Source organism: Xanthomonas nasturtii, assembly GCF_023337365.3.
GTDB classification, from domain to species: Bacteria; Pseudomonadota; Gammaproteobacteria; order Xanthomonadales; family Xanthomonadaceae; genus Xanthomonas; species Xanthomonas nasturtii.
The window spans coordinates 1,434,349-1,455,598 of sequence record NZ_CP142084.2 but is presented as its reverse complement, the minus strand read 5'-3'; the positions used below and the strand labels follow the sequence as shown (position 1 = coordinate 1,455,598).

At 64.8% G+C, this 21,250-nt stretch carries 17 protein-coding genes and 2 pseudogenes; 6 read left to right on the top strand and 13 right to left on the bottom strand.

The window, feature by feature from the left end; translation table 11 throughout:
• Nucleotides 1–183 precede the first annotated feature (183 nt).
• Nucleotides 184–549: a DUF1428 domain-containing protein gene (locus tag M3O59_RS06350; protein ID WP_116904711.1), complete on the top strand. Its 366-nt coding sequence runs from the start codon at nt 184–186 to the stop codon at nt 547–549.
• Nucleotides 550–709: 160 nt separating this feature from the next.
• Nucleotides 710–1,156, top strand: a complete 447-nt coding sequence (gene trxC / locus M3O59_RS06345; RefSeq protein ID WP_116904756.1) for a thioredoxin TrxC — start codon at nt 710–712, stop codon at nt 1,154–1,156.
• 106 nt (nt 1,157–1,262) lie between these two features.
• Here the strand turns inward: trxC and M3O59_RS06340 are convergent.
• Nucleotides 1,263–1,646: pseudogene (locus M3O59_RS06340) on the bottom strand (TonB-dependent receptor); the annotation flags it as partial.
• On the opposite strand from M3O59_RS06340, the pseudogene M3O59_RS06335 reads away from it, so the two are divergent.
• Nucleotides 1,644–2,645: pseudogene (locus M3O59_RS06335) on the top strand (family 43 glycosylhydrolase); the annotation flags it as partial. The pseudogenes M3O59_RS06340 and M3O59_RS06335 sit on opposite strands and share 3 nt — an antisense overlap.
• Before the next feature lie 93 nt (nt 2,646–2,738).
• Here the strand turns inward: M3O59_RS06335 and M3O59_RS06330 are convergent.
• From M3O59_RS06330 to M3O59_RS06305, 6 genes are read right to left on the bottom strand one after another with little or no spacing between them, the layout of a single operon-like run.
• Nucleotides 2,739–4,694 (bottom strand): response regulator, encoded by a 1,956-nt coding sequence (locus M3O59_RS06330; protein ID WP_181920394.1) that lies wholly within the window; start codon nt 4,692–4,694, stop codon nt 2,739–2,741.
• Nucleotides 4,684–5,559: a sensor histidine kinase gene (locus tag M3O59_RS06325; RefSeq protein WP_116904709.1), complete on the bottom strand. Its 876-nt coding sequence runs from the start codon at nt 5,557–5,559 to the stop codon at nt 4,684–4,686. Before M3O59_RS06325 ends, M3O59_RS06330 begins: the two co-directional genes overlap by 11 nt.
• A complete protein-coding gene (locus M3O59_RS06320; protein ID WP_116904708.1) occupies nt 5,556–6,569 on the bottom strand; it encodes an ATP-binding protein in 1,014 nt (337 codons plus the stop codon). The genes M3O59_RS06325 and M3O59_RS06320 overlap by 4 nt, the downstream gene beginning before the upstream one ends.
• Nucleotides 6,560–6,955, bottom strand: coding sequence for an anti-sigma regulatory factor (locus M3O59_RS06315; RefSeq protein WP_064632239.1), 396 nt, complete (start codon nt 6,953–6,955; stop codon nt 6,560–6,562). The genes M3O59_RS06320 and M3O59_RS06315 overlap by 10 nt, the downstream gene beginning before the upstream one ends.
• Nucleotides 6,952–7,314, bottom strand: a complete 363-nt coding sequence (locus tag M3O59_RS06310) for an STAS domain-containing protein (protein ID WP_116904707.1) — start codon at nt 7,312–7,314, stop codon at nt 6,952–6,954. Before M3O59_RS06310 ends, M3O59_RS06315 begins: the two co-directional genes overlap by 4 nt.
• Nucleotide 7,315: 1 nt before the next feature.
• The gene (locus tag M3O59_RS06305) at nt 7,316–8,158 is read right to left on the bottom strand and encodes an STAS domain-containing protein (protein WP_064632243.1); all 843 of its coding nucleotides are present in this window, start codon (nt 8,156–8,158) and stop codon (nt 7,316–7,318) included.
• Between the two features lie 264 nt (nt 8,159–8,422).
• Here M3O59_RS06305 and M3O59_RS06300 point away from each other — a divergent pair, with 264 nt between their 5' ends.
• Nucleotides 8,423–8,659: an oxidoreductase gene (locus M3O59_RS06300; RefSeq protein WP_309544494.1), complete on the top strand. Its 237-nt coding sequence runs from the start codon at nt 8,423–8,425 to the stop codon at nt 8,657–8,659.
• 127 nt (nt 8,660–8,786) lie between these two features.
• A complete protein-coding gene (locus M3O59_RS06295) occupies nt 8,787–8,912 on the top strand; it encodes a hypothetical protein (RefSeq protein WP_258872253.1) in 126 nt (41 codons plus the stop codon).
• Here M3O59_RS06295 and M3O59_RS06290 read toward each other — a convergent pair.
• The 3 genes from M3O59_RS06290 to M3O59_RS06280 all read right to left on the bottom strand — a co-directional run bounded on the left by M3O59_RS06290 (nt 8,900) and on the right by M3O59_RS06280 (nt 14,686).
• Complete coding sequence (locus M3O59_RS06290; RefSeq protein ID WP_116904706.1) at nt 8,900–11,224, bottom strand: tetratricopeptide repeat protein; 2,325 nt, start codon at nt 11,222–11,224, stop codon at nt 8,900–8,902. The genes M3O59_RS06295 and M3O59_RS06290 overlap by 13 nt on opposite strands.
• A 27-nt stretch (nt 11,225–11,251) precedes the next feature.
• A complete protein-coding gene (locus M3O59_RS06285; protein WP_116904705.1) occupies nt 11,252–13,120 on the bottom strand; it encodes an ATP-binding protein in 1,869 nt (622 codons plus the stop codon).
• Nucleotides 13,121–13,330: 210 nt separating this feature from the next.
• On the bottom strand, nt 13,331–14,686 hold the full coding sequence (locus M3O59_RS06280) for a helix-turn-helix transcriptional regulator (protein ID WP_181920393.1): 1,356 nt from the start codon (nt 14,684–14,686) through the stop codon (nt 13,331–13,333).
• Nucleotides 14,687–15,595: 909 nt separating this feature from the next.
• Between M3O59_RS06280 and M3O59_RS06275 the strand changes: the two genes are divergently transcribed.
• Complete coding sequence (locus M3O59_RS06275) at nt 15,596–16,387, top strand: winged helix-turn-helix domain-containing protein (RefSeq protein WP_064632251.1); 792 nt, start codon at nt 15,596–15,598, stop codon at nt 16,385–16,387.
• A gap of 329 nt (nt 16,388–16,716) precedes the next feature.
• Here the strand turns inward: M3O59_RS06275 and M3O59_RS06270 are convergent, their stop codons facing one another.
• The 3 genes from M3O59_RS06270 to M3O59_RS06260 all read right to left on the bottom strand — a co-directional run bounded on the left by M3O59_RS06270 (nt 16,717) and on the right by M3O59_RS06260 (nt 21,153).
• Complete coding sequence (locus M3O59_RS06270) at nt 16,717–17,103, bottom strand: DUF805 domain-containing protein (protein WP_116904703.1); 387 nt, start codon at nt 17,101–17,103, stop codon at nt 16,717–16,719.
• 417 nt (nt 17,104–17,520) lie between these two features.
• Nucleotides 17,521–18,912: a DNA repair protein RadA gene (radA, locus tag M3O59_RS06265; RefSeq protein ID WP_116904702.1), complete on the bottom strand. Its 1,392-nt coding sequence runs from the start codon at nt 18,910–18,912 to the stop codon at nt 17,521–17,523.
• Nucleotides 18,913–19,272: 360 nt separating this feature from the next.
• Nucleotides 19,273–21,153, bottom strand: coding sequence for a M61 family metallopeptidase (locus M3O59_RS06260; RefSeq protein ID WP_181920390.1), 1,881 nt, complete (start codon nt 21,151–21,153; stop codon nt 19,273–19,275).
• Between the last annotated feature and the right edge of the window lie 97 nt (nt 21,154–21,250).

Below are 21,250 nucleotides of genomic sequence, written 5' to 3'. Positions count from 1 at the left end.
CCCGCCCGGCGAGCTCAACGGCCGACATGCCTTATGCGAGCGCGAGCAGTGCTTGGCAGCGCAATGCACCGTATGCTCGCCGGCAGCGTAGCGGCGACTACAGCGGCTGCCCACTGTTTCATCAGCAGATCTGTTCGTCATCATCAGGCGCACGCCGTGCGCCATGTCATCAGCGGAGTTGTCATGTCGTATGTCGATGGTTTTGTGCTGGCAGTCCCCAGGGCAAACAAGGACGCATTCATCGAGCACGCCCACACGGGCGATGCAATCATCATGGAATACGGTGCACTGCGCGTGGTGGAGTGTTGGGGCGACGATGTGCAGCAGGGGCAATGGACCGACTTCCAGCGTGCGGTGGATGCCACCGACGACGAAACCGTGGTGTTTTCGTGGGTCGAATGGCCGGACAAGGCCACCCGCGATGCCGGCATGCGCAAGATGATGGACGACCCGCGCATGGACACGGACGTCAACCCGATGCCGTTCGATGGCAAGCGCATGATCTATAGCGGCTTCGTGCCGGTGGTCGCCTTGGGCCACATGGCCTGAGCGATGCTGCGGAATGGCCTGCATGCCGCTATCCGCAGCGCGGGCTCGCTTGCGGTCTTCGGCACAAGCACTTGCAGCGTGATCGGTACACTGGCAGTGCGCAGCTGCGCTCGCCGCGATGGCGGCGCAGCTGCATTGCCCGACCACCGGAGATCACCGCATGACCGACGCACCGCTCCTGATCGCCTGCCCCAGTTGCGCTGCGATGAACCGCATCGCGTCCACCCGCCTGCACGATGCGCCCAACTGCGGCAGCTGCCACAGGCCACTGTTTCCGGGCACGCCGGTGGCGTTGTCGGCCGCCGATTTCGACAAGCACGCAGTGCGCAGCGCGTTGCCGCTGGTGGTGGATTTCTGGGCACCCTGGTGCGGGCCTTGCCTGAGCATGGCGCCGCAATTTGCCGCCGCCGCCGCGGCACTGGAACCGCAGGTGCGCTTGGCCAAAGTCGATACCGACCTGCATCCGGCGCTGGGCACGCGCTTTGGCATCCGCAGCATTCCCACGTTGCTGGTCATCCAGGACGGGCATGAGATCGGCCGGCATTCCGGGGCGGTGAGCAGTGCACAGATCGTCAGCTGGGTACGGTCGGTCTTGAGCAACCGGTGATGCAACAGAAAGGCCAGCTGCGCATGCACGCAGCTGGCCTACAAACACACGGCAAGCTTCACTGCGGTATATCCCCCGCAGTGACTGCACTCAACGCATCACCCCATTACTGCCAGTTGACGTTGACCGACACACCCACAATGCGCGGCTCGTTGTAGACCGCGGCCATGTAGTTTTCGATCACGCCCTTGACGTTCTTTTCGTTGATGATGTTGCGTGCGAATGCCGCCACTTCCCACGCACCGTAGCCACCGGTATAGCCCAGCTTGAGGCCGCCTTCGAAGTTGCCGTCGGCGCGGAACTCGGTGGAGTCGTACAGCACGAAGCTGGTCTGGCCCTGCTTGTTCCAGTCGGTGGAGACGAAGAACGCGCCATCGTTGCCCACCGAAATGTCGTAGCGCGCAGCCAGGTTGAGGTTGTACTTGGGCGCGTTGGGCAGCGGGTTGCCGTCGATCTGCGCGAAGGTGTTGGCCCCCACCCGGGTAGTCGGGCCGAACACATCGAAGGCCCGCATCTGTTCCGCCGCGATGGCTATTACCACCTCACCGCAGCCGAAGGCGGCACCGGCGAGCAGCACGCGCAGATGATCTACCGCAGCCGCCAGATCACCGGGCCCTACGAAACCTGGAGCGGCAATCCGGTGCTGACCCAGCGCGACGTGGATCCGTCTCGCAGTGCGCCGATCACCTCGGCCGGGCACGCGCAGTTCGTCGAACTCAAGGACGGCACATGGTGGGCGGTGTTCCTGGCCACGCGCCCGTACCAGGGCAACCACTACGCCCTGGGCCGCGAAACCTTTCTGCTGCCGGTGCAGTGGCGCGATGGTTGGCCGGTGGTGCTGCCGCATGGCATCGCAGTGCCGGCAGTAGCCGCGCGCCCGCCCTTGCCGGCAGGCACGCAGACCATGCCGACAAGTGGGCCGATGCAGTGGAGCGAGCGCTTCGGGGATGCGCGCGTGCCGATGCAATGGATGACCATCCACCCGCCGACGACGCCGTGGTATCTGCCCGGTGCGCAGGGCTTGCGCATGACGCCGGCGAAGCTTGCGCTGGGCGAGATCGGCCGTGGCCAGCCGGCCTATCTGGGCCACCGCCTGCAACATCACCACGCCACCTTGATGGCCAGCGTGGACGGCAGCGCGCTGGCCACCGGCGAACAGGCGGGCCTGGCGATCGTGGCCAAGGAGAGCCACTTCCTGGCGGCCATGCTGGTGCGCGAGGACAGCGGCACCGTGATGGTGCTGTATCGCCGTGCGGGAACCCAGCAGCCGAGCACCGGCACCGAGCTGGCGCGCGCGCCGCTGCCCGATGCCACGCAACCGGTGAAACTGCGTTTCGCGCTGGACGCTGCGCGCGTGCATGTGGATTACGCCATCGGCGACGGGCAGTGGCAAACGCTGCTCGACCAGGGCGATGCTCGTGTGCTCAGCACCGAGTCGGCCGGCGGTTTTCTGGGCGCCACATTCGGGCCGTATGCGTATGCGCGCTGAGCGCCAGTAGCTGCATGGCTGCGCTGCGCTGCAGTCGAGCAAGGCAGCGGAGGCACGCGTTGCGATTCACTGCGGTGCGCGCAATCCTGAACCCTATGTCCGCGCCAGCACGCTGCTATCGAGCATCTGCCCTACCGTATTGAGCAGATCGTTGAGGCTGAAGGGCTTGGGCAGCAAGGCCATGCCTTCGGCCAGGAATTCCTGCCGCGTGGCCGCGTTTTCGGCGTAGCCGGTAATGAACAGAATCGGCAGCCCCGGGCGCAGCGTGCGCGCCACATCGGCCATGTCGCGCCCGTTCATGCCCGGCAGGCCGACATCGGACACCACCAGATCGATCTGCACCTCGGTGCGCAATTGCTCCAGCGCGCCGTTGGCATCTTCGGCTTCGATCACGTGGTAGCCGGCATCGCCGAGCACCTCGCTCACCATCATGCGCACCACATCGGTGTCGTCCACCAGCAGGATGCGCTCGTTACGCGCGCGCGGTGCGCTCGGCGCCGGTGCCGGCAGCACCTCGTTGGCCGAGAGCCCACGCGGCAACAGCAACGCCACCGTGGTGCCAAGGCCCACGGTACTGGTGATGCGCGCAGTGCCGCCGGATTGACGTGCAAACCCGTAGGTCATCGACAAGCCCAGGCCGGTGCCTTCGCCAATGGGCTTGGTCGTAAAAAACGGTTCGAACACCTGGTCGAGAATGGCCGGCGCGATGCCACTGCCGTTGTCGATCACCTTCACCGCGACGTAGTCGCCGTCATCCAGTTCCGGGTCGTTGTGCGCGGTGTAGGCCGCGCTCTGGATACGGATGGTGCCCTGCCCCTTCAATGCATCGCGCGCATTGATCACCAGGTTGAGCACCACGTTTTCGAGTTGGTTGGCATCGGCAATGGCCACCAACGGCATCGATGCAAGATCCAGTTCCAGCGCGATGTTTTCGCCGATCGACCGGTGCAGCATGTCTTCCAGCGAACGCACGCGGGTGTTGACGTCGAACGGTTGCGCGTCCAGCGACTGCTTGCGTGCGAACGCCAGCATGCGCTGGGTCAGCGCGGCAGCGCGGTGCGCCGAGCCGGTGGCGATCTCGGCCAGGCGCGGCACGCGTTCGATGCGATTGGATTCCACCGCCAGTTGGATCATGTCCAAGCCGGAAATGATGCTGGTCAGCAGGTTGTTGAAATCGTGCGCGATACCGCCGGTGAGCTTGCCCAGCGCGTCCATCTTTTGCGCCTGCAGCAGCTGGATTTCGGTGTGCTGGCGCTGCGCGATCTGGTGCGCGAGCTCGCTGGTGGCGGTGTCCAGCTCCTGGCGCTGCTCGCGCTCGCGCAGGCGCCGCTCGGTGACGTCCTCCACCATCAGCAAGCCCAGATCCGGCTCGCGGTACGGCGACACCCGCCATTCGGTTTCGCACAGCTTGCCATCGCGCAGCAGCGACAACGCACCGCTCCAACGCTCGCGCTGCGCCAGCGCAGTGGTCAGTGCGTGCACGGTAGCTGCCTGATCCAGCCCGGCGGCGTGGATTGCAGCGCCGGGCGTGGCACTGCCGATCAGGCGCTGAAACGCGGCATTGGCCTCGTGCGTGTGCAGATTGGCATCCACCACCGCGATCGGCGCGCTGATGTGTTCGAAGATCTCGCGGAAGCGCGCCTCGCTGACCCGCAATGCCTCTTCGGCATTGCGCGCACGCAACAGCGTGCGCAGCGTGGCGACCAGCACATTGGGATCGACCGGATGGATCAGGTACGCATCGGCGCCGGCTTCCAGCCCGGTGATCATGTCGCCGGTGGCAATCGAGGCGGCCGAGACATGCACCACCGGCAGCAGCGCGGTGCGCGGCTCGGCACGCAGTGTGCGCACGATGTCGAAGCCGCTCATGTCCGGCAGGTTGACGTCCAGCACCACCGCCGCAAACGTCTCGGTGGCCAGCCTGGCAAGACCCTCGGTGCCGGTGCCGGCCTCTTCGACCACGAACTGGTGATGTTCGAGCACGCGCCGCACCGAATAACGCGTCACCGCGTTGTCGTCGACGACCAGAATGTGCTGCTTACTGCCCACGTGCATCCTCCGCTGCCAGCGTTACCGGCAGCACCACGTAAAATTCCGAGCCCTGCCCGACCACGCTGTTGACCCCCACCCGGCCGCCCAACAGCTCGGCGAACCGCTTGCAGATCGACAACCCCAGGCCGGTGCCGGTCAGGCGTTTTTGCAGCGGCGAATCCACCTGTACAAAATCCTCGAACAAGGCTCCGTGAAGCTCGGCCGGAATGCCGATGCCGGTGTCCTGCACGCCAAAGCGCACGTGGGTGTCGCCTTCCAGCTGCGCGAACACGCGCACATGCCCGTGCGGGGTGAATTTGAGCGCATTGGAAATGAAGTTGCGCAGGATCTGCGCCAGCTTCTTGTCGTCGGTATAGAGCATCGGCAGCACCGGCGGATCGTCGAAGATCAACATGGTCTTGCCGGTATCGGTGAGCGGGCGGAACATGCCGCGCAAGGCGGCGAACAGGTCCATCAGGTCGAACCAGCCCGGCGAAATGGTGATGCGCCCGGCCTCGATCTTGGCCAGATCCAGCAGGTCGTCCACCATCTCGGTGAGCTCGCGCGCCGAGGCGCTGACAAAGCGCACCTGCTTGAGCTGCTCATCGTTGAGCGGCCCGTCCATGCCGTCCTCCAGCAGCCGGGTGATGCTCAGGATCGAACCCAGCGGGGTGCGGAACTCATGGCTCATGTACGACAGGAAACGGCTCTTGAGTTCGGAAACATCGCGCAGCTGTTCGGCCTGCTGGTCGAGCTCGGCATACAGCGCCAGCACGCCCTGATTGGTTTCTTCCAACTCCTCGCGCAAGGCCTGATTCTGCTGGCGCAAACTTTCCAGCTCGGCCATCGCATCGACGGCCGGCACATCGGCGGTTGAATTCATTGCATGCCTCCTAGCCGCATGACGAACACACAACAATCGTCGCGGCCGCGCGCGTGATCGCGCAACAGCAGCGCCGCCACGATGCGCGGGTGGCGCGACAGCAGACCGGGATGATCGCGCAGGTTCCAGCGCGATTGCAGGCCATCGCTATGCATCACCAGCAGCTTGCCGGCCGCATGCGGGAAGTCGAACGGCTGCGCCTTGCGAAACTGCACCCCGACGATGCCCGGGTGCGATGGCATGCCGCGCACGCCATCGCCATCGCAGAGCGAGGCGACGATATTGCCCACGCCGGCAAAGCGTACCTGGCAGGTGGTGCTGTCGAACTGCATCACCGCCGCCGCGCCGCCGCGCGTACCACTCATACCGGCGTGCAGGCGCGCGATGCGTTCGCCGGGTTCGCCGCTGGCAACCGCGACTGCCCGCGTGCCGGCGTCGGCCGCGTCGGCCGCGCCCGGCCCGTGGCCCAGGCCGTCGATCATGCTGACAGTCACCCGTTGCGCATCGATCGCCAGGTGCCAGCCATCGCCGCACACCACCTCGTTGTGCAGCGGCACACGCAGCGCGCCGTAGGGCAGATCCAGCTCGACGCAAGACTGGGCGAACACACGTGCCAGCACGATCGCGCCCTTGGCATCGGAATACGCATCCAGCAGCTGCGCCTGGCGCTTGATCGCGCCCAGCCCGGTGCCCGGCGTGCCGGCGGTGGAATAACCATCGCGCACACCGTCTGCAAGCGCAAAGCCCGGGCCGTCATCGATAGCGCACAGCTCCACACCCGTGCCGCCGTCGCGCGCAGCCACCGTGGACAGCTGCAGCCAGCCGCCACGCCCGTGCTTGACCATGTTGGTCGCCAGTTCGGTGGCCACCAGGGCCACCCGGCCACAGCCCGCCTCGTCGAAGGCCAGCGTCTGCGCCAACGCAGTTGCTTCGCGGCGCGCCTGCCCAACCTGGCTCGCCTCCTCGACACGCAACTCACGGGTCACCGCACCGGTGACAGTCACTTCCATTTGGTGATGGTGATACGCGTTCCTTGGCCGGGCGTGGTGTCGAGCACGAAGTCATCCACCAGCCGCCGGCTGCCGGACAGGCCCAACCCCAATCCGCCGCCGGAGGTCCAGCCGTCGGTCAGCGCCAGATCCAGATCGGGAATGCCGGGGCCTTCGTCGCGAAAGGTCAGCTGCACGCCCTTGCGGATGCCGCTTTCCACCAGCGCCCAGTCCATTTCGCCGCCGCCGCCGTAAATCACGGTGTTGCGCGCCAGTTCGCTGGCGGCAGTGACCAGCTTGGTCTGGTCGACCAGGCGCAGGCCGCACTGCACCACCAGCTTGCGCACCGTCTGCCGGGCCAGCACCACATCCTGTTCGGTGCGTACCGGTTGCGAACCGGCCGTCATGACTCGTTTTCGGGTTGCTGCAACAGGCGCATGCCGCGTTCGACGTTGAGTGCGGTGCGTACCGAGGACAAGGTCAGTCCCAGCTCGACCAGGGTGATCGCCACGGCCGGCTGCATGCCCACCACCACGGTCTTGGCGTCCATGATCGCGGCCAGCCCGGAGATGGTGCTGATCATGCGGCCGATGAACGAATCGACGATATCCAGTGCGGAAATGTCGATCAGCACGCCACGCGCGGAGGTGGCGCTGATCTTTTCCGACAGGTCTTCCTGCAGCTGCAGCGCGAGCTGGTCGTGCATGTCCACCTGGATGGTGACCAGCAGCAGATCGCCCATCCGCAGGATCGGGATGCGCTCCATGTCAGCTCGCCTTGCTCACGCTCACGCCGGTGCGCTTGAGCGCCAGCGCCAACGCATCGGCCAGGTTGGCCTTGGTCACGATGCCCTGCAGATCCAGCCCCAGGTGCACGATGGTCTGCGCAATCTGCGGGCGCACGCCGCTGATGATGGCATCGGCGCCCATCAGCCGGATGGCGGTGACGGTCTTGAGCAGGTGTTGCGCCACCAGCGTGTCCACGGTGGGCACGCCGGTGATGTCGATGATGGCGATTTCCGAACCGGTGTCGACGATCCGCTGCAACAGCGATTCCATCACCACCTGCGTGCGCTGCGAGTCCAGCGTGCCGATCATCGGCAGCGCCAGCACGCCATCCCACAATTTCACCACCGGCGTGGACAGCTCCAGCATCTCTTCCTGCTGGCGCACGATGATGTCTTCGCGCGTCTTCTGGAACGCCTTGACGGTGTACAGGCCCAGGCGGTCGAGCAGCTCGGACAGCGCCCACAACTGCTCGCCCAGGTCTTCCGGCGTGCTGGCGTATTCGCGCTGTACCATCGCAAACAGCACACGCTTGAGCGAGAAGATGAAGTTGGCGGTTTCCTGCGAATCGAAGCCGCGGGTGGCGCGGTCGCGCGAAAGGTTTTCCAGGAAGCGGCGCACTTCGCTCCACTCGGCGCTGTCCAGACTGCTGCCGTCGTCCTTCAACGAAGCGACCAGCAAGCGCAGGAATTCGGAACTTTGCGTTTCGAGTTCCTGCCGCGAAATCCGTCCATCATTGCTCAGGCTGGAACCCAGCCATGCACCCAACAACGCACTTTCCTGGCCACGAATCGCATCGATCGAGCGCTGCTGCAATGCCACCATGAGATCACCCACCGGAAAAAGAAAAGAGGCTGGGCATGCGGGCTGGACTGCGCCCTGACTGACGCGGCGCCCCCACGCCGATGCGCAGCAGAGTAAAGCAATTCAGATTCGGCAACCAGCAAGCCAACCTGTAGCAGTCATCGGACCACACCCGCTGCAGTTTGACATTGCAGCGCACACGTCGAACGTGCGCCTGTCCACGCCTGCGGACATGCGGCGGGCTGAAGCAATGCCGCTGGACGACATCGCACGCGTACGCGGTATGTGGTCGCCGCCGTGCAGCGCGCCCGCGATGCCGGTTTCAGATGGCTGGAACTGCCTTGCGCGCACGGGTCTCTCGCGCAGAGCGTCTTCTCGGTGCACGTCAACCAGCGCCAGGACCAATACGGCGGCGACGCAAAGGGCCGCGCACGCTTCCTGTTGGAAACGCTACACGGTCTGGCCGGAGCATCTGCCGCTCACCGCACGTTTTGGCGTCATCGAGTTCGATGGTCGCGATGAAGAGACCCTGCAGGAAGCCATCGCGCTGACGCGCAACTGCAAGCAGAGCGGCGCGGATCATCTCAACGCCAGTATGGGTTTGAGCACGGCGACCGCACAGATTCCGTGGGGGCCTGTGCCGCTACGCATGGAACGACCCGCGCACCACACTTTAACCACGCCTGCCAATCCCGAATTCCCGATCTCCAATCCCGGCGGCGGCCGCATCAACAACCGCCGCCAGGCAGCTTCGATCGCCACCTACAATCCGTAACGCTCCACCGCGGCCAGATGCGGCTGCGGATCCTGGTCGCAGGCCTCGGCCAGGCGCAGCCAGCACATCGGATGCGGCCACTGCGCTGTTGCGGCAAGCAAGGCGCGATGCAGCTCCAGCGGCGCGACCGCTTCCGGCAATGCCACGGTGAACAGCACGCCCGGCAACCCCGAACCTTCCTGTTCCGGATCGAAACCGTCCGGGTCTTCCGGGTCGATCAACCGATAGTCGTCGCGGCTGTGCAGCCACAACTTCCAACCGCGCGCTTCGATGTCTTCGCGCAACGCATCGATCGCCGCTTCGCCAGGATGCACGCCGTCCACCAGCCAGCTGTCCGTATAGCCGCCCGCCTGCAGCACATGCACCTGCGCATAGGTCGGCACGAAACGCTCGCGTTCGGTCTCGTCTTCCGGCGGCGGATACAGCAGTTCTGCGTCGAACACCACCCAGTCGCCGACGTGCTGGCGCCGGTGCGCAGGTGCGTTTTCGACGATGCGCGCAGTCACCGGGCCGGTGCGGCGCGCGTAACAGTCGACCACCTCGCCGTCGTCGATGCAGCGCACGATCACCCAGCCCCAGGTTTCTTCGACCACACCGCTGGTGCTGCTCAGTTCCATGCCGATCGCCTGCGCGGACGCACGCACCGCCTCCCAGTCCTGCGCCGCAGTGGCCGCGGTCATGTGGTCCCAATGCGCAGAACGCGGTTCTTCCAGCAACGCGGTGAGTTGCCGGTAGGCCGCGGCAGCCTCGGCAAACCGGCCCGTGTTGAGATACATGCGCGCCAGCAGGCCGCGTGCGCCGTGCGAGCCCGGCGACAGCTCCAGCAGCGCGGTGCAGGCCTGTTCCAGCGCCGGCCAGTCGGCCAGCCGCTGGGCAAGCTGCGCCTCGCACCACAACGCGGCCACCGGCACCTGCGGGCGATACAGCTGCGCCAGCCGCCGCACGCCGGCTTCATCGCCACGGCCAAGCAACAGATTCATCAGCCGGAACGTGGGGCTGGTTTCGCGGTCGGCGTGCCGCTGCACGAACGACCACAGCAGCGTGATCGCTTCCTCGTCGGCCGCACAGGCGTTCAACGCCGACGCCGTGGTTTCGACAAGCTCGGCATCGTCCGGGCACTCGGCCACCGCCTGCAGCAACCATTGCGCTTCGCGCTCGGGGTTGCGCACGACATCGTCGCCTTGCGCGTTCAACCATTCCAGCAAGTGCGCGGCCGCAACCGGCGCGGCCGCGCCCGTAGGCGCCGCATCGATACGTGCGGCCAAACCATCCAGCAACTGCGTAGCGCCACGGTCCTGGCGCAGCTTGGGCAGGTGCGTGCGCGCAAGCGCCAGATGCCGGCGCGCGGTCCATACCGCACCGCGCTGCAGTGCAAGCTCGATCGCCAGCTCGGCCGCTTCGATCAGGATGCGATGCGCGCCGACCTGCGCGTAATGATCGAGCATCACCTGCAGGCGGCTACCCAGATCCCAACTGTTACGCTGGGGCGTGCGCGGCACCAGCACCGCCACTGCGCGCAACCAGTGCAGGCGGTAACGCGGCGCAACCTCGCGCCACGGCAGCAGCGCGTCCACCGCTTCGTCGTCGCGCTGCAACAGCGCCAGCGCGCGCGCTTTTTGCAAGCGCCGCGGCTGACTGCAGTTGGCCCACTCGGCGCCCTCGCGGGAGGCTTCGCGTTCGCGTTGTTCCACCAGTGCCAGCGCTTCCTGCGCACGGCCTAGCGCAAGCAGGATCGAGATGCGCATGTCCGGCACGCCGTCGTAGATGTCGCCGCCGTGCGCCAGGATGATCTGCGATTGCTGCTCCAGATAATCCAGTGCCGCCTCGCCGCGCCCGTCGTCGAGCAAGGCATCGGCCTTCTCGCAGCTCAGGCACTGGTAACACGACCAGCTCGGGTCGATGCGGCCCAGCGTTTCTTCGCAGACCTCGATGCGCTCTTCCACCCAGCCCGGGCCATCGATATTGGCGTAGCACGCAGCCAGATCCTGCGTCACGCACACCGATTGCGGGCACTCCACTGCGTCGGCGCGATGCGCACGTTCGAACAGTGCCACCGCATCGCCCAGCGCGCGTTCGCCCTCGCACAGATTGCCGACCCGGTTACGCATTTCCCAATGCCCGACGAACACCTCCAGCCACGGGTTTGCCAGCGTCTTGCCCAGCGCACGCGCCTCCGGCAGCAAGGCCTCGGCGCGGTCGATCTGCAGATCGCAGATATGGTCGGTCAGCCGCGTCAGCAGCTGCGCATTCTGAGGCTGGCCGGCTTCGCCCAGATCGTCCTGCAGTTTTTCCACCCAGCTCCAGATTTCCATCGTGTCGCTCCTGCGATGTGGCGGCGTTCAGCGCGCCAGCAATTGGGTCACGGCCTCTGCAAGATCGCCGAAGGCCTTGTTGAGATCGGAAACGCCCGATTCGCCATTGCCGGGCTGCGGCTGCGTGCGCCCCTGCGCCGAGACGATCACCTTGAGCGAGCGCAGCAAACGCGCTGCCACGGCTGCCTGCGGGTTGCGCGCACGTTGTGCGGCCAACAAGGCCTGCAGCGCGGGATTATCGAGATTCAGATACAACCGCTGGGTCTGCCGCGTTTCGATACGCGCAGTGAACTGCCGCGCCAGCCGCAACGCGGCAGTGGACACCCGCTTGTCGTTCTCGTCCTGCTCCAGGCGGCGTTTGAGTTCGGCCTCGCGATCAGGCACCACCACCAGCGGCAACTCCTGCGGTGCGAAACGCGCAGGCACCAGCGCTTCGCCATCGCCCAGATGCTGTTCCAGCCAGGTCAGTTCGTCGGCCGGCAACGTGTCCAGATGGAACAACTGGCGGTTGCCCTGTTCGGTGCCCAGCTCGACCAGGCGCACACCCTTTGCCTGCGCCCAGCGCCGCAGAAACGGCACCACCGCGTAGCGGTTGCCGTAAGCCACCGGCACGCCCATCGCGCGGAACAGCATCTCTTCGAAACCGCTGTCGCTATCCAGGATCACATGCATCGCACCGCGCGCAGGCAATTGCTGTGCCGGCAGATCGCCTTGCGAAGTCGGCACCCGCACATGCTCCAGCAGCAAGTCGAACAGGCGCTCGTCGCACAGCGCCGCGCCCAGCAACGCTTCGTTGTGCCGCAGCAGGATGCGTCGCCACGCCTCCGGCTGCTGGCGTGCGACATCGGCCAGGCCCTGCACCAAGGCCTCGGACAAGGCGTGCTGTACCGAGCTGTAGACCGTATCGCGCTGCAGATCCTCGCGGCTTGCGGTAGGCGTCAACCGGTTGGACTCGATCACCCCACCGATAAAACCTGCCCACGGCGGCAGCAGTTCGCGCGCGTTGTCGTCCAGCAACATGCCGCGCAGGAACACCGACAGATTGCGGTTGTCGCTGGTGCCGTAGGTCGCACCGTCCTGCACCCATAACAGGCCGACGGCATCGCTGCCCTCCTCCGCACGCACCGGCATGCAGCACAGCGGTTCGAAGTTGCGCTCGAAACGCGCGGCAAACTCGCGCTGACGGCGCCATGCCTGCACCGGATGCAGCGGCACCGCATCGTGCGTGCGCCACGGTGGCGGCTCGGGGTTGATCGGCCGCGTGTCGGCACCGATCCAGATCGGCTCGCGCAACAGCGCGCAGTAGCGCGACAGGATCTCGCGCAGCCGCCCTTCCTGTGCCAACGACAGATAATCGGCATGCAGTTCCAGCACCACCTCGGTGCCCACCTGCGCGCACGCCGGGATCGGGCTCACCGTGTACTGCTCGGCATTGCTGGAGATATAGCAATGTCCCAGCGTGGGGGTCTGGTACGAAGTGGTGCGCACGGTCACCCGCCGCGCCAGCACGAAGGCCGACAGAAAGCCCAACCCGAACATGCCGATCAGGCCGCTGTCCTCGTGCCCGCCCTGGCGCAGCCCACGCGTATAGCCCACGCCCACGGTGGCCAGGTAATCATGAATTTCCTGCTGGGTCAGGCCGGCACCGGTATCGATGATGCGCACGATGCCCTGGGCAGGATCGGCGTGTACTTCGATGCGCGATCCGCCTTGCCAATCCGGTTGTTCCAGGCGGCGACGCAGGATGGAGTCGTGCGCGTTCTGCACCAGCTCGCGCAGTGCGACCATCGGTGTGGAGTACAGATGCTTGCTGAGGACGGACATCAGTCCATTGAGATCGACGCCTGCGCGGCGGATCTGCGAGGCGTCGGTGGCCTCGGGGGTGTGATCTTGCATGATCGGTCGTCGTTTCCTTGGCGGCCGCGCCCATCCTCGGACGCGCCTCATGGGTGCCAGTGCCAGCCCGAAAGGATAGCCGCAAGCCACCTTGCACGCACGTCTCGGTTAGGCTCCTGCCCTCCGTTGCGTACAGCGACAACCGCCGCATCACCTACTGGAAACGACCGCCACGGCCTGATAGCGCTGCCAGGCCGTGGCGTGCAGAGATTAGCGCTGCAAGGTCTCCATCGGCGCCTCGTTGAAGTGCTGGCGATAGCCCTTGGCCAGCGCAGAGCGGCTGCCCACGCCCCAGCGGCTGGCCGCCTGCAATACGCTGCCGCAGCCGCCCTCGGCCAACAGTTCGTCGCGGATGCTCTGCATGCGGTAACGGCGCAGCACCTGGGTCGGCGACAACCCGGTGGCGGACTTGAACGCCTGCTGCAGCGCCCGCCCGGTGACCCCGATCTGTGCGGCCACCTCATTGATCGACAGATCCGAACGGTGCGCATTGGTGATCATGTAGCTGTAGGCACGCCGGTATTTGGCCGGCAACCGGGCGGAAATGTCGTCGCTCACATGCGCCGGCGTGCCGCTTTCCAGTAACCGTGGTGCCTGCACCTCGCTGCGCAGGCATTGCACCGCGCCCAGCGCATAGCGGTTGTAGAGCAGTAACGCTTGTTCGGTGCGCCCCAGCGCCTGGCTGATCTTGGCCTGGCAATACTCGAACTCCAGGTTCCAGCGCGGCGCATGATGACGGCCGGCACCGGCCAGCGCACGCTCGGCCAGATCGGCACGCCCCACCGCCAAGGCGGCCAGCGCCAGCTCCACCTGTGCGTCCTGACGGGCGCACGGCGGACAGCCGGTGGCCGCGGCCGGCAACGCATCGATCTGCGCATCGAAGCCGAAGGTATCGCCGCCGGCGATCCGCAGCAGGTTGCGCACATGCCGCATGCGCTGTGCCAGCACCGGCATGCTTTCGGCCAGATCGGCGATGCACGCGCGCAGGTCGCCGGGCTCGAAGGCATGCGCGGCATCTTCCTGGCGCAGCGTGGCCTGCCAGAACACATGGTCACCCATGCGGTCGGAGCGGCGGATGCGCAGCTGCGCAATCATGTCCAGACGCAGCGCCGTGGCGATGCGCACCCAATCGGACGCACCCACCTCCAGCTCGGCCAGCACCTCGTTGGCGCGCTCCAGGGTCTGCAAGGCCAGTGTGCTCTGGCCCAGGTGGAAGTGGGTCAGCGCCTTGCCCAGCAGGCTCTCGCCGCACAGGGCAGGTGGCGTTTCGCGGTCCATCGCCAGCTGTGCAAAGCAGTTCAACGCCGCACTCAGGCGCCGCTGGCTCAGCATCAGCCAGGCCGTGTTCCGGCACGACAACAACCGCAACTGGCGCTGATGCCCGCGCATCGCCTTCAGCGCCTGCCGATAGGCGTCTTCGGCCTCTTCTTGATATTCCAGGATCAGCAGCGCATCGCCGCTGGCACCGAACAGACTGACTTCATCGTCGGTGCCATCGGCTGCACCCTGTCCGTCGCGTCGTTGCTGGAGATGTTGCAGTCCCTGTGGCCAAGCACCAACCAGCATCCTGCTCGTATAGATAGGAAGACGTTCTGCGTAAGACAACGCAGAGATCGCTGCGAAGTAGGTGGAAAGGATCATGCCGGTCTCTCTCATGGGGGGGCGGAGCAAAGGACAACAAAACGCCGGGCTCGCTGGCGCAAATGATTGTATGCAGCGGATCCAATGGAATTTCTCACCTGAAGACACTGAAAAAATCAAAAAATCTCACTCTGTAGTCAAACGTGTACGTCGTGCATTTCGCGAGATACGGTGACTTTTTGCATACCTGTAGCGTTGTCGTGCGCGGGACATTTGACGCCATTCGGCAGGGTATTGAGGGGGTTTGTCTGCGCCGATGCTGCGGCGCATTCTGGCAACGTCTGCGAACGGGTTGCTTCCACGCACATTGATCGATGTCGGCCGTTGTCATGCCGATGACCGTCCACTGCATGCGCACGTGCGCCAACGTTTCTGTAAAGCGATGGCAGCAGGCATAGCGCGCTGCTGAATCGCTCCCGACATATTCCAGGCGGGCCAGTTCGTACGACGAATCGCAATACCTTGGTCTAGACCTTTGCAAACCAGACCGTGGGATCGAGCGCATCGGCTCATTGCTGCGCCGTCGTGCCGCTGCAACACGCAACGCGCGGCCCGGACTCAGACATGCCCTAGATGTAAGAGCTCCGTTACGTCTAGATGAGCGCAGGTTAAAGCTGCCCCCTACAAACCCGAAGAAACGTGCGCAACAGTGAAACTTTCTGCCTTTGCAATGGTACATACCATTCGTCCGGCCTCGGCTGGACCCTCCCCCTGGCAGCCGAATGGTCCGACGATGCATCCATCTCTCCATCTGGGTTTTGCAGTGCCACCGGTCGCGCGGCATCGGCATCCGACCGGCTATGGGTCTGCGTGCCGGCATCGGACATCCGGCTAATGCATGACCATTCTTCTCACGCGCACGGATCGGCGTTCCTGTTGACGCAGGATGCGCGTCTGGCCTCCCAGGTCAACGCCAGTTTGGCGCCGCTTTCGTCCAATTTTTCGGTGTTTTCCGACGAATTGGAACTTTTGCGTTCGCTGCGGCATTCGCCCTGCGAGTTGCTGATCTTCGATGCCAGCTGCGTTACCTCCGACGACAGCTCGCTGCTGGCATGGCAGCGCTGCCACAGCGGCCATCCCACACCGCTGATCGTGGTGGGACGTTTCGATAGCGCCAACGACATTCTGGGCTGGTATCGCGCAGGCGCGCAGGACGTGCTCGCGCTGCCGTTCAATTCGCACGAATTACACGTCCGTGCGGCGCTGGCGATGTCGCCGGTGACCCAGGAATGCCCGGAAACGCAGCAACTCAGCGTTGGGCCATACCAGTTGATCCGCGACGAAAATACCGTGTACCTGCATGGCAAGCCGGTTGTGCTGACCGCACGCGAGTTCTCGATTGCCTGGCTGTTGTTTTCCAGCCCCGGTGTGTGTTTCCGGCGTTGCCAGTTAGCCAAGGCGGTCTGGGGCAGCCACACCGAATTCACCGACCGCACCATGGAGCAGCACATCTACAAGCTGCGCAAGAAACTGCAGCTGTGCAACCACAGCGGTGCAGTGCGCATCCGAACCGTGTATTCGCACGGCTACAAGCTGGAACTTGCGCTGCACGACAAGGATGCAACGACGATGAGCAAGGCGGTCAGCCCCAGTCTCAGCCCGGCCCATCGCGCCGCCGCCTGCTGAGCGAATGCGCGATGCAGTGCGCGGTCTGCAGTGCGCTGATCGCGCACTGCTGCAGAAGGTTTGATGATGCTGCGTGCCGCGGCACGCGATATTGATCGCAATGCTCGTTGCGCTGCATCTAAACCGCATCGACGCTGTGAATCAGCCAGTGCATCCGCAGTCGAGCGCTTGCAGATTCCAGCGTCCGTTGTCCAACGCGCTGCGCGCCTGGCCGGCATCGCGCGAAATCGATGCCTCATTGGACGCGTTGATCTGATCAAGGCACGCCACAAACGACAACGGCGCAGGGAGATCCCTGCGCCGTTGCCCGGTTCCAGCGAGTGCGTGAGTTACTGCTTGGGATTCTCGCCGTACTCGTTCGGGTTTGGCACGCCTTCAATGCACATGAAAACCAGCAGCACGAAAGCGCCCACGTACGGCACCAGGCAAATCAGATAAAACCAGCCGGACTTACCCTGGTCGTGCAGACGGCGCACCGTCACCGCAATGCCCGGCACGATCAAAGCCAGCACAAAGATCACCATCACCGCGACAATCAGCCAGGCCACCGGGCCTGGATTATTCTCGCTGCCCATCACCGCCGCAGCCACGGCAAACAGGCCAGTCAGCACGATCAGCACCAAGGTCTGCATCAGCGCGAACATCCAATATTCCTTGCGACGCGAGCGACCATTGAAGTCGGCATAGCGCTTGAGCGGCAATAACATCCATTCCATCGTGATTCTCCTGAAAGCGGCAGTGAGCGGTGTCTGTGATCCGGAGCACAGTGCAACGGGCCGCGCCTGTTGCCATAGCTGCAATCTTTCTGAAAACGCTTTCTCGAAAAGCAAATGCAATAATGGCGCTCGTCCGACAAACGGTTTGCAGGGGGTGCAGGCACAGCGCGATGAGCGCAGCCCACCGACTTGCTGCGCCTCGCAAGGCGCGCGACGGGCTTGCGCGTCTCTCGCATCCGAGCGTCGAGTCGATATCGCTGATCGGCGCCAAGCTGATCGCTCACCGGTGACCAGACGGCAATCGGCAGAAGCGATGGCAGCACCCAGCCGCCACCACGGCCGAGGCCGCGCATCCGGCGACGCACAACAACGTCGCCGCATGCACAGATCACTCCACCGGCAGGCCACGCGTAGACCTCAGTCGGCGGCCGCTTCCAGTGCCTGGCTCAATCGCTCCACCGCGATGATTTCCATGCCTTTGATGCTGGTCGTCTTGGGCGCGTTGGCGCGGGGCACGATCGCGCGCTTGAAGCCATGCGTGGCGGCTTCCTTCAGGCGGTCTTCGCCATTGGGCACCGGGCGGATTTCACCGGACAGTCCCACTTCGCCGAACGCGATGGTCTTTTCGGCCAACGGCCGGTCGCGTAGCGACGACAGCACTGCCAGCAGCACCGGCAAATCCGCCGCAGTTTCCTGCACGCGGATGCCGCCGACCACATTGACGAACACGTCCTGATCGCCCACCACGATGCCGCCGTGCCGATGCAGCACCGCCAGCAACATCGCCAGCCGGTTCTGCTCCAGCCCCACCGCAACCCGACGCGGGTTGGACAACGGCGAGGCATCCACCAATGCCTGCACCTCCACCATCAGCGGGCGGGTCCCTTCGCGGGTGACCATCACGCAACTGCCCGGCTGCTGGGTGCTGCCGCCGGACAGGAAGATGGCCGACGGATTGGAGACCTCCTTGAGGCCCTTCTCACCCATCGCGAACACGCCCAGCTCGTTGACCGCACCGAAGCGGTTCTTGAACGCGCGCAGCAAACGGAACCGGCTGCCGCTCTCGCCTTCGAAATACAGCACCGCATCGACCATGTGCTCGAGCACGCGCGGGCCGGCAATGCCGCCTTCCTTGGTCACATGGCCGACCAGAAACACGGCGGTGCCGGTTTCCTTGGCGTAACGCACCAGCCGCGCCGCGCTCTCGCGCACCTGGCTCACCGAGCCTGGTGCTGCGGTCAGCGATTCGGTCCACAAGGTCTGCACCGAATCGGCCACGATCAGCTTGGGCCGCGCCACGCTGGCGTGCTGCAGGATGTTTTCGATACCGGTTTCGGCCAGGGCGTTCAGGCCTTCCAGCGGCAGATCCAGCCGCACCGCGCGCCCGGCGACCTGCGCCAGCGACTCTTCGCCGGTCACGTACAACACCGGCAGACTGCCGGCCATGCTCGCCAGCGCCTGCAGCAGCAACGTCGACTTGCCGATACCCGGGTCGCCGCCGATCAACACCACCGCCCCTTCCACCAGCCCGCCGCCCAGCACCCGGTCGAACTCGCCGATGCCGGTGGACACGCGCGCCTGCTCGGACTGCTGCACGTCCTTGAGCGCGGTGATCTTGGGCGCCTCGGCCTTGCCGGCCCAGCCGCTGCGCCGCGATGCCGCAGGCGAGGCCTTGCCGCCCGGCGTGGCGCTTTCGAGCACGATTTCGCTCAGCGTGTTCCAGACACCGCAGTCGGTGCACTGCCCCTGCCACTTGTTGTACTCGGCGCCGCACTCGCCGCAGACATAGGCCGTTTTCGCCTTCGCCATCGTTCCTGTCCGTCGTTGCTGAAGCATCAGGATAGTGGCTGACGGTCTCAACGTGCGCGACGCGAGCCTTGCGGGATGCGGGATGCGGGATGCGGGATGCGGGATGCGGGAATCGTGAATCGTGAATCGTGAATCGTGAATCGTCAGAGTCGAAGACAATCTGTTGCGCTATGCAATGACTTGCGTGCAGACGATGCACATGCGCTCGCCGATGTCTCGTTGCCGCCGGTCTCGGATCACATCGATGCGCCGAGGCATTGATGCATTGATGCACCTACAAAAAGCTGCCTGACCGGCACGACCAGTCAGGCAGCTTTGGCTCCACCTCCCACGTTACGCAATGCCGTGGGAGTGCATCGCTTAGCGCGCCTTGTACAACTCGCTCAGGCGATCCGGTTTGCCGGCGATGCGTTCCAGATGCGGGTACAACAGGCCGCCGTGATAATCGATGCGCACGGTGTCGTAGCAGTCCAGGCGCTTGACCAGCAGTTCGATCGGCGCGGTGGCGCCCTTGGCCGCCTTGATTGCGTCCTTGATCACGTCTGCGCTGAAAGCGCGGCCATTGACCGCAATGATGGTGTTGCCGGTAATCAGGCCCGCATTGAACGCAGGGCCGTCCCACAGCACATCGCTGATTTCGCCCGAGGCTTTCAAGGACAGGCCAAGCGAATAAGTCAGGCTGGCGTCCTTGTCATCGCTCTCGTCGGCCTTTGTGGCCAGGTTCGGCTCTTCGGTGTAGACCAGCTTCCAGCCATTGGCTTCGATGCCGCCATTCAACGAGCCGTGCCCGTTCATGCGCTCGCGCAACAGGCTCGCCCAGTCGTACGCCGCCACGCCGTTGAGCGTGCTCACGATGTCGTCGAAAGTGTATGGGTTGACGTCCCAATCGCCGTTCTTCATCCCGAAGAACGCCTTGCCGAAATCGTCGATGGAGCGCTTGTTGTTGGTCAACGCGCGCAGCTTGCTGTCCACTTCCAGCCACATCATCTGGCCGCCGGAATAGTAATCCTCGCTCATCTGATAGTTGCGGTACGCCTTCGGGCGGCGCATCGACATGGTCGGGTCGTTGGTGGTGTCCTGCACCGTGCGCCAGGCCATGCCGGGGCGACCACGCTCGTACTGGGCCGCCACGCCGGCCAGCATGTCGAGGGCCTGATCCTGCGTCCACAACCCGGACCGCGCAGCCATCACCTCGCCCCAGAACTGGGTCTGGCCTTCGTACAACCACAGCAGGCTGTCGCCCATCGGCACGTTGAAATTGGGCGTGGCCAGATCGGCGCCACGGCGATACTTGCCGTTCCAGGAATGGTTGAATTCGTGCGCGAGCAGGTCGCGCCCGGTCCAGCTCTTGTCCCACTCGGTGAAGTAGGTCGGCACGCCGCTGTTTTCGCTGGAACGGTGATGCTCCAGGCCGATGCCGCCCAACTTCTTGGTCAGCGCCAGCAGGAATTCGTAGTGATCGAAATGGCGCGCGCCATAGAGCTTGTCCATCTGCTGGACCAGCGCCGCATGCGCCTTGATCTGCTCCGGCTTGGCCTCCAGCGACTTGGCCTCGTCGGCAAACACATTGAGGTAAACCGGCTGCTTCCCGGTACTCAGCTCCAGGCGCTTGTAATACTTGCCGGCGAACATCGGTGAATCGACCAGATCGTCGAAATCGATCGGCTTGAAGCTCACCGTGTCGCCGACGCGGCGATCGGTTTCCAGCGCGGTGGCATAGCTCCAGCCGGCCGGCAGGGTGACGCTGGCCTGCGCCTTGATGTTGCGCGCGAAGTAACCGGCCGGATACAGCGCCGTAGTGTTCCATTGCAGGTTGAGCATTTCCGGGGTCATCATCACCCGGCCCTGGCTAGGGGCCTGCGGCGAGAGGAACTTGAACTCGGCGGTCAGCTCGGTGGCGCCCTGCGGCACGTCTACCTTGAACGCGTAGACGTCGAATTGATCGCGCGTCCATGGCACCACCTTCCCATCAACCTTGATCACCAGACCGGCCAGTTTGTCGATCGGGCCGGTCGGCGAGTGGTTGCCGGGGATCCACTGCGGATACAGCAGCGTCATTGGGCCCGGCTTGGCCGGCATGGTGGTCTTGACCTTGAAGATGCGGTGCGCCAGGTCGGTGGCATCCACGTCGATCTTCAAGGTGCCCTCGAACGGCACGTCCTGCGGCGGCGCGGTTTGCGCGGCAGCGGGCAACGACAGCGCTGCCAGCAGCGACACGAACAATAGGGTGGGCATTTTCATCGCAACTCCGCAGGTGACCTGGAACAGGCAAGCCCACGATGCTAAGCGCCTGCCTGAGCTTCCCCGTATGCCATTGGTCATGCTGCGGGCGATTGAC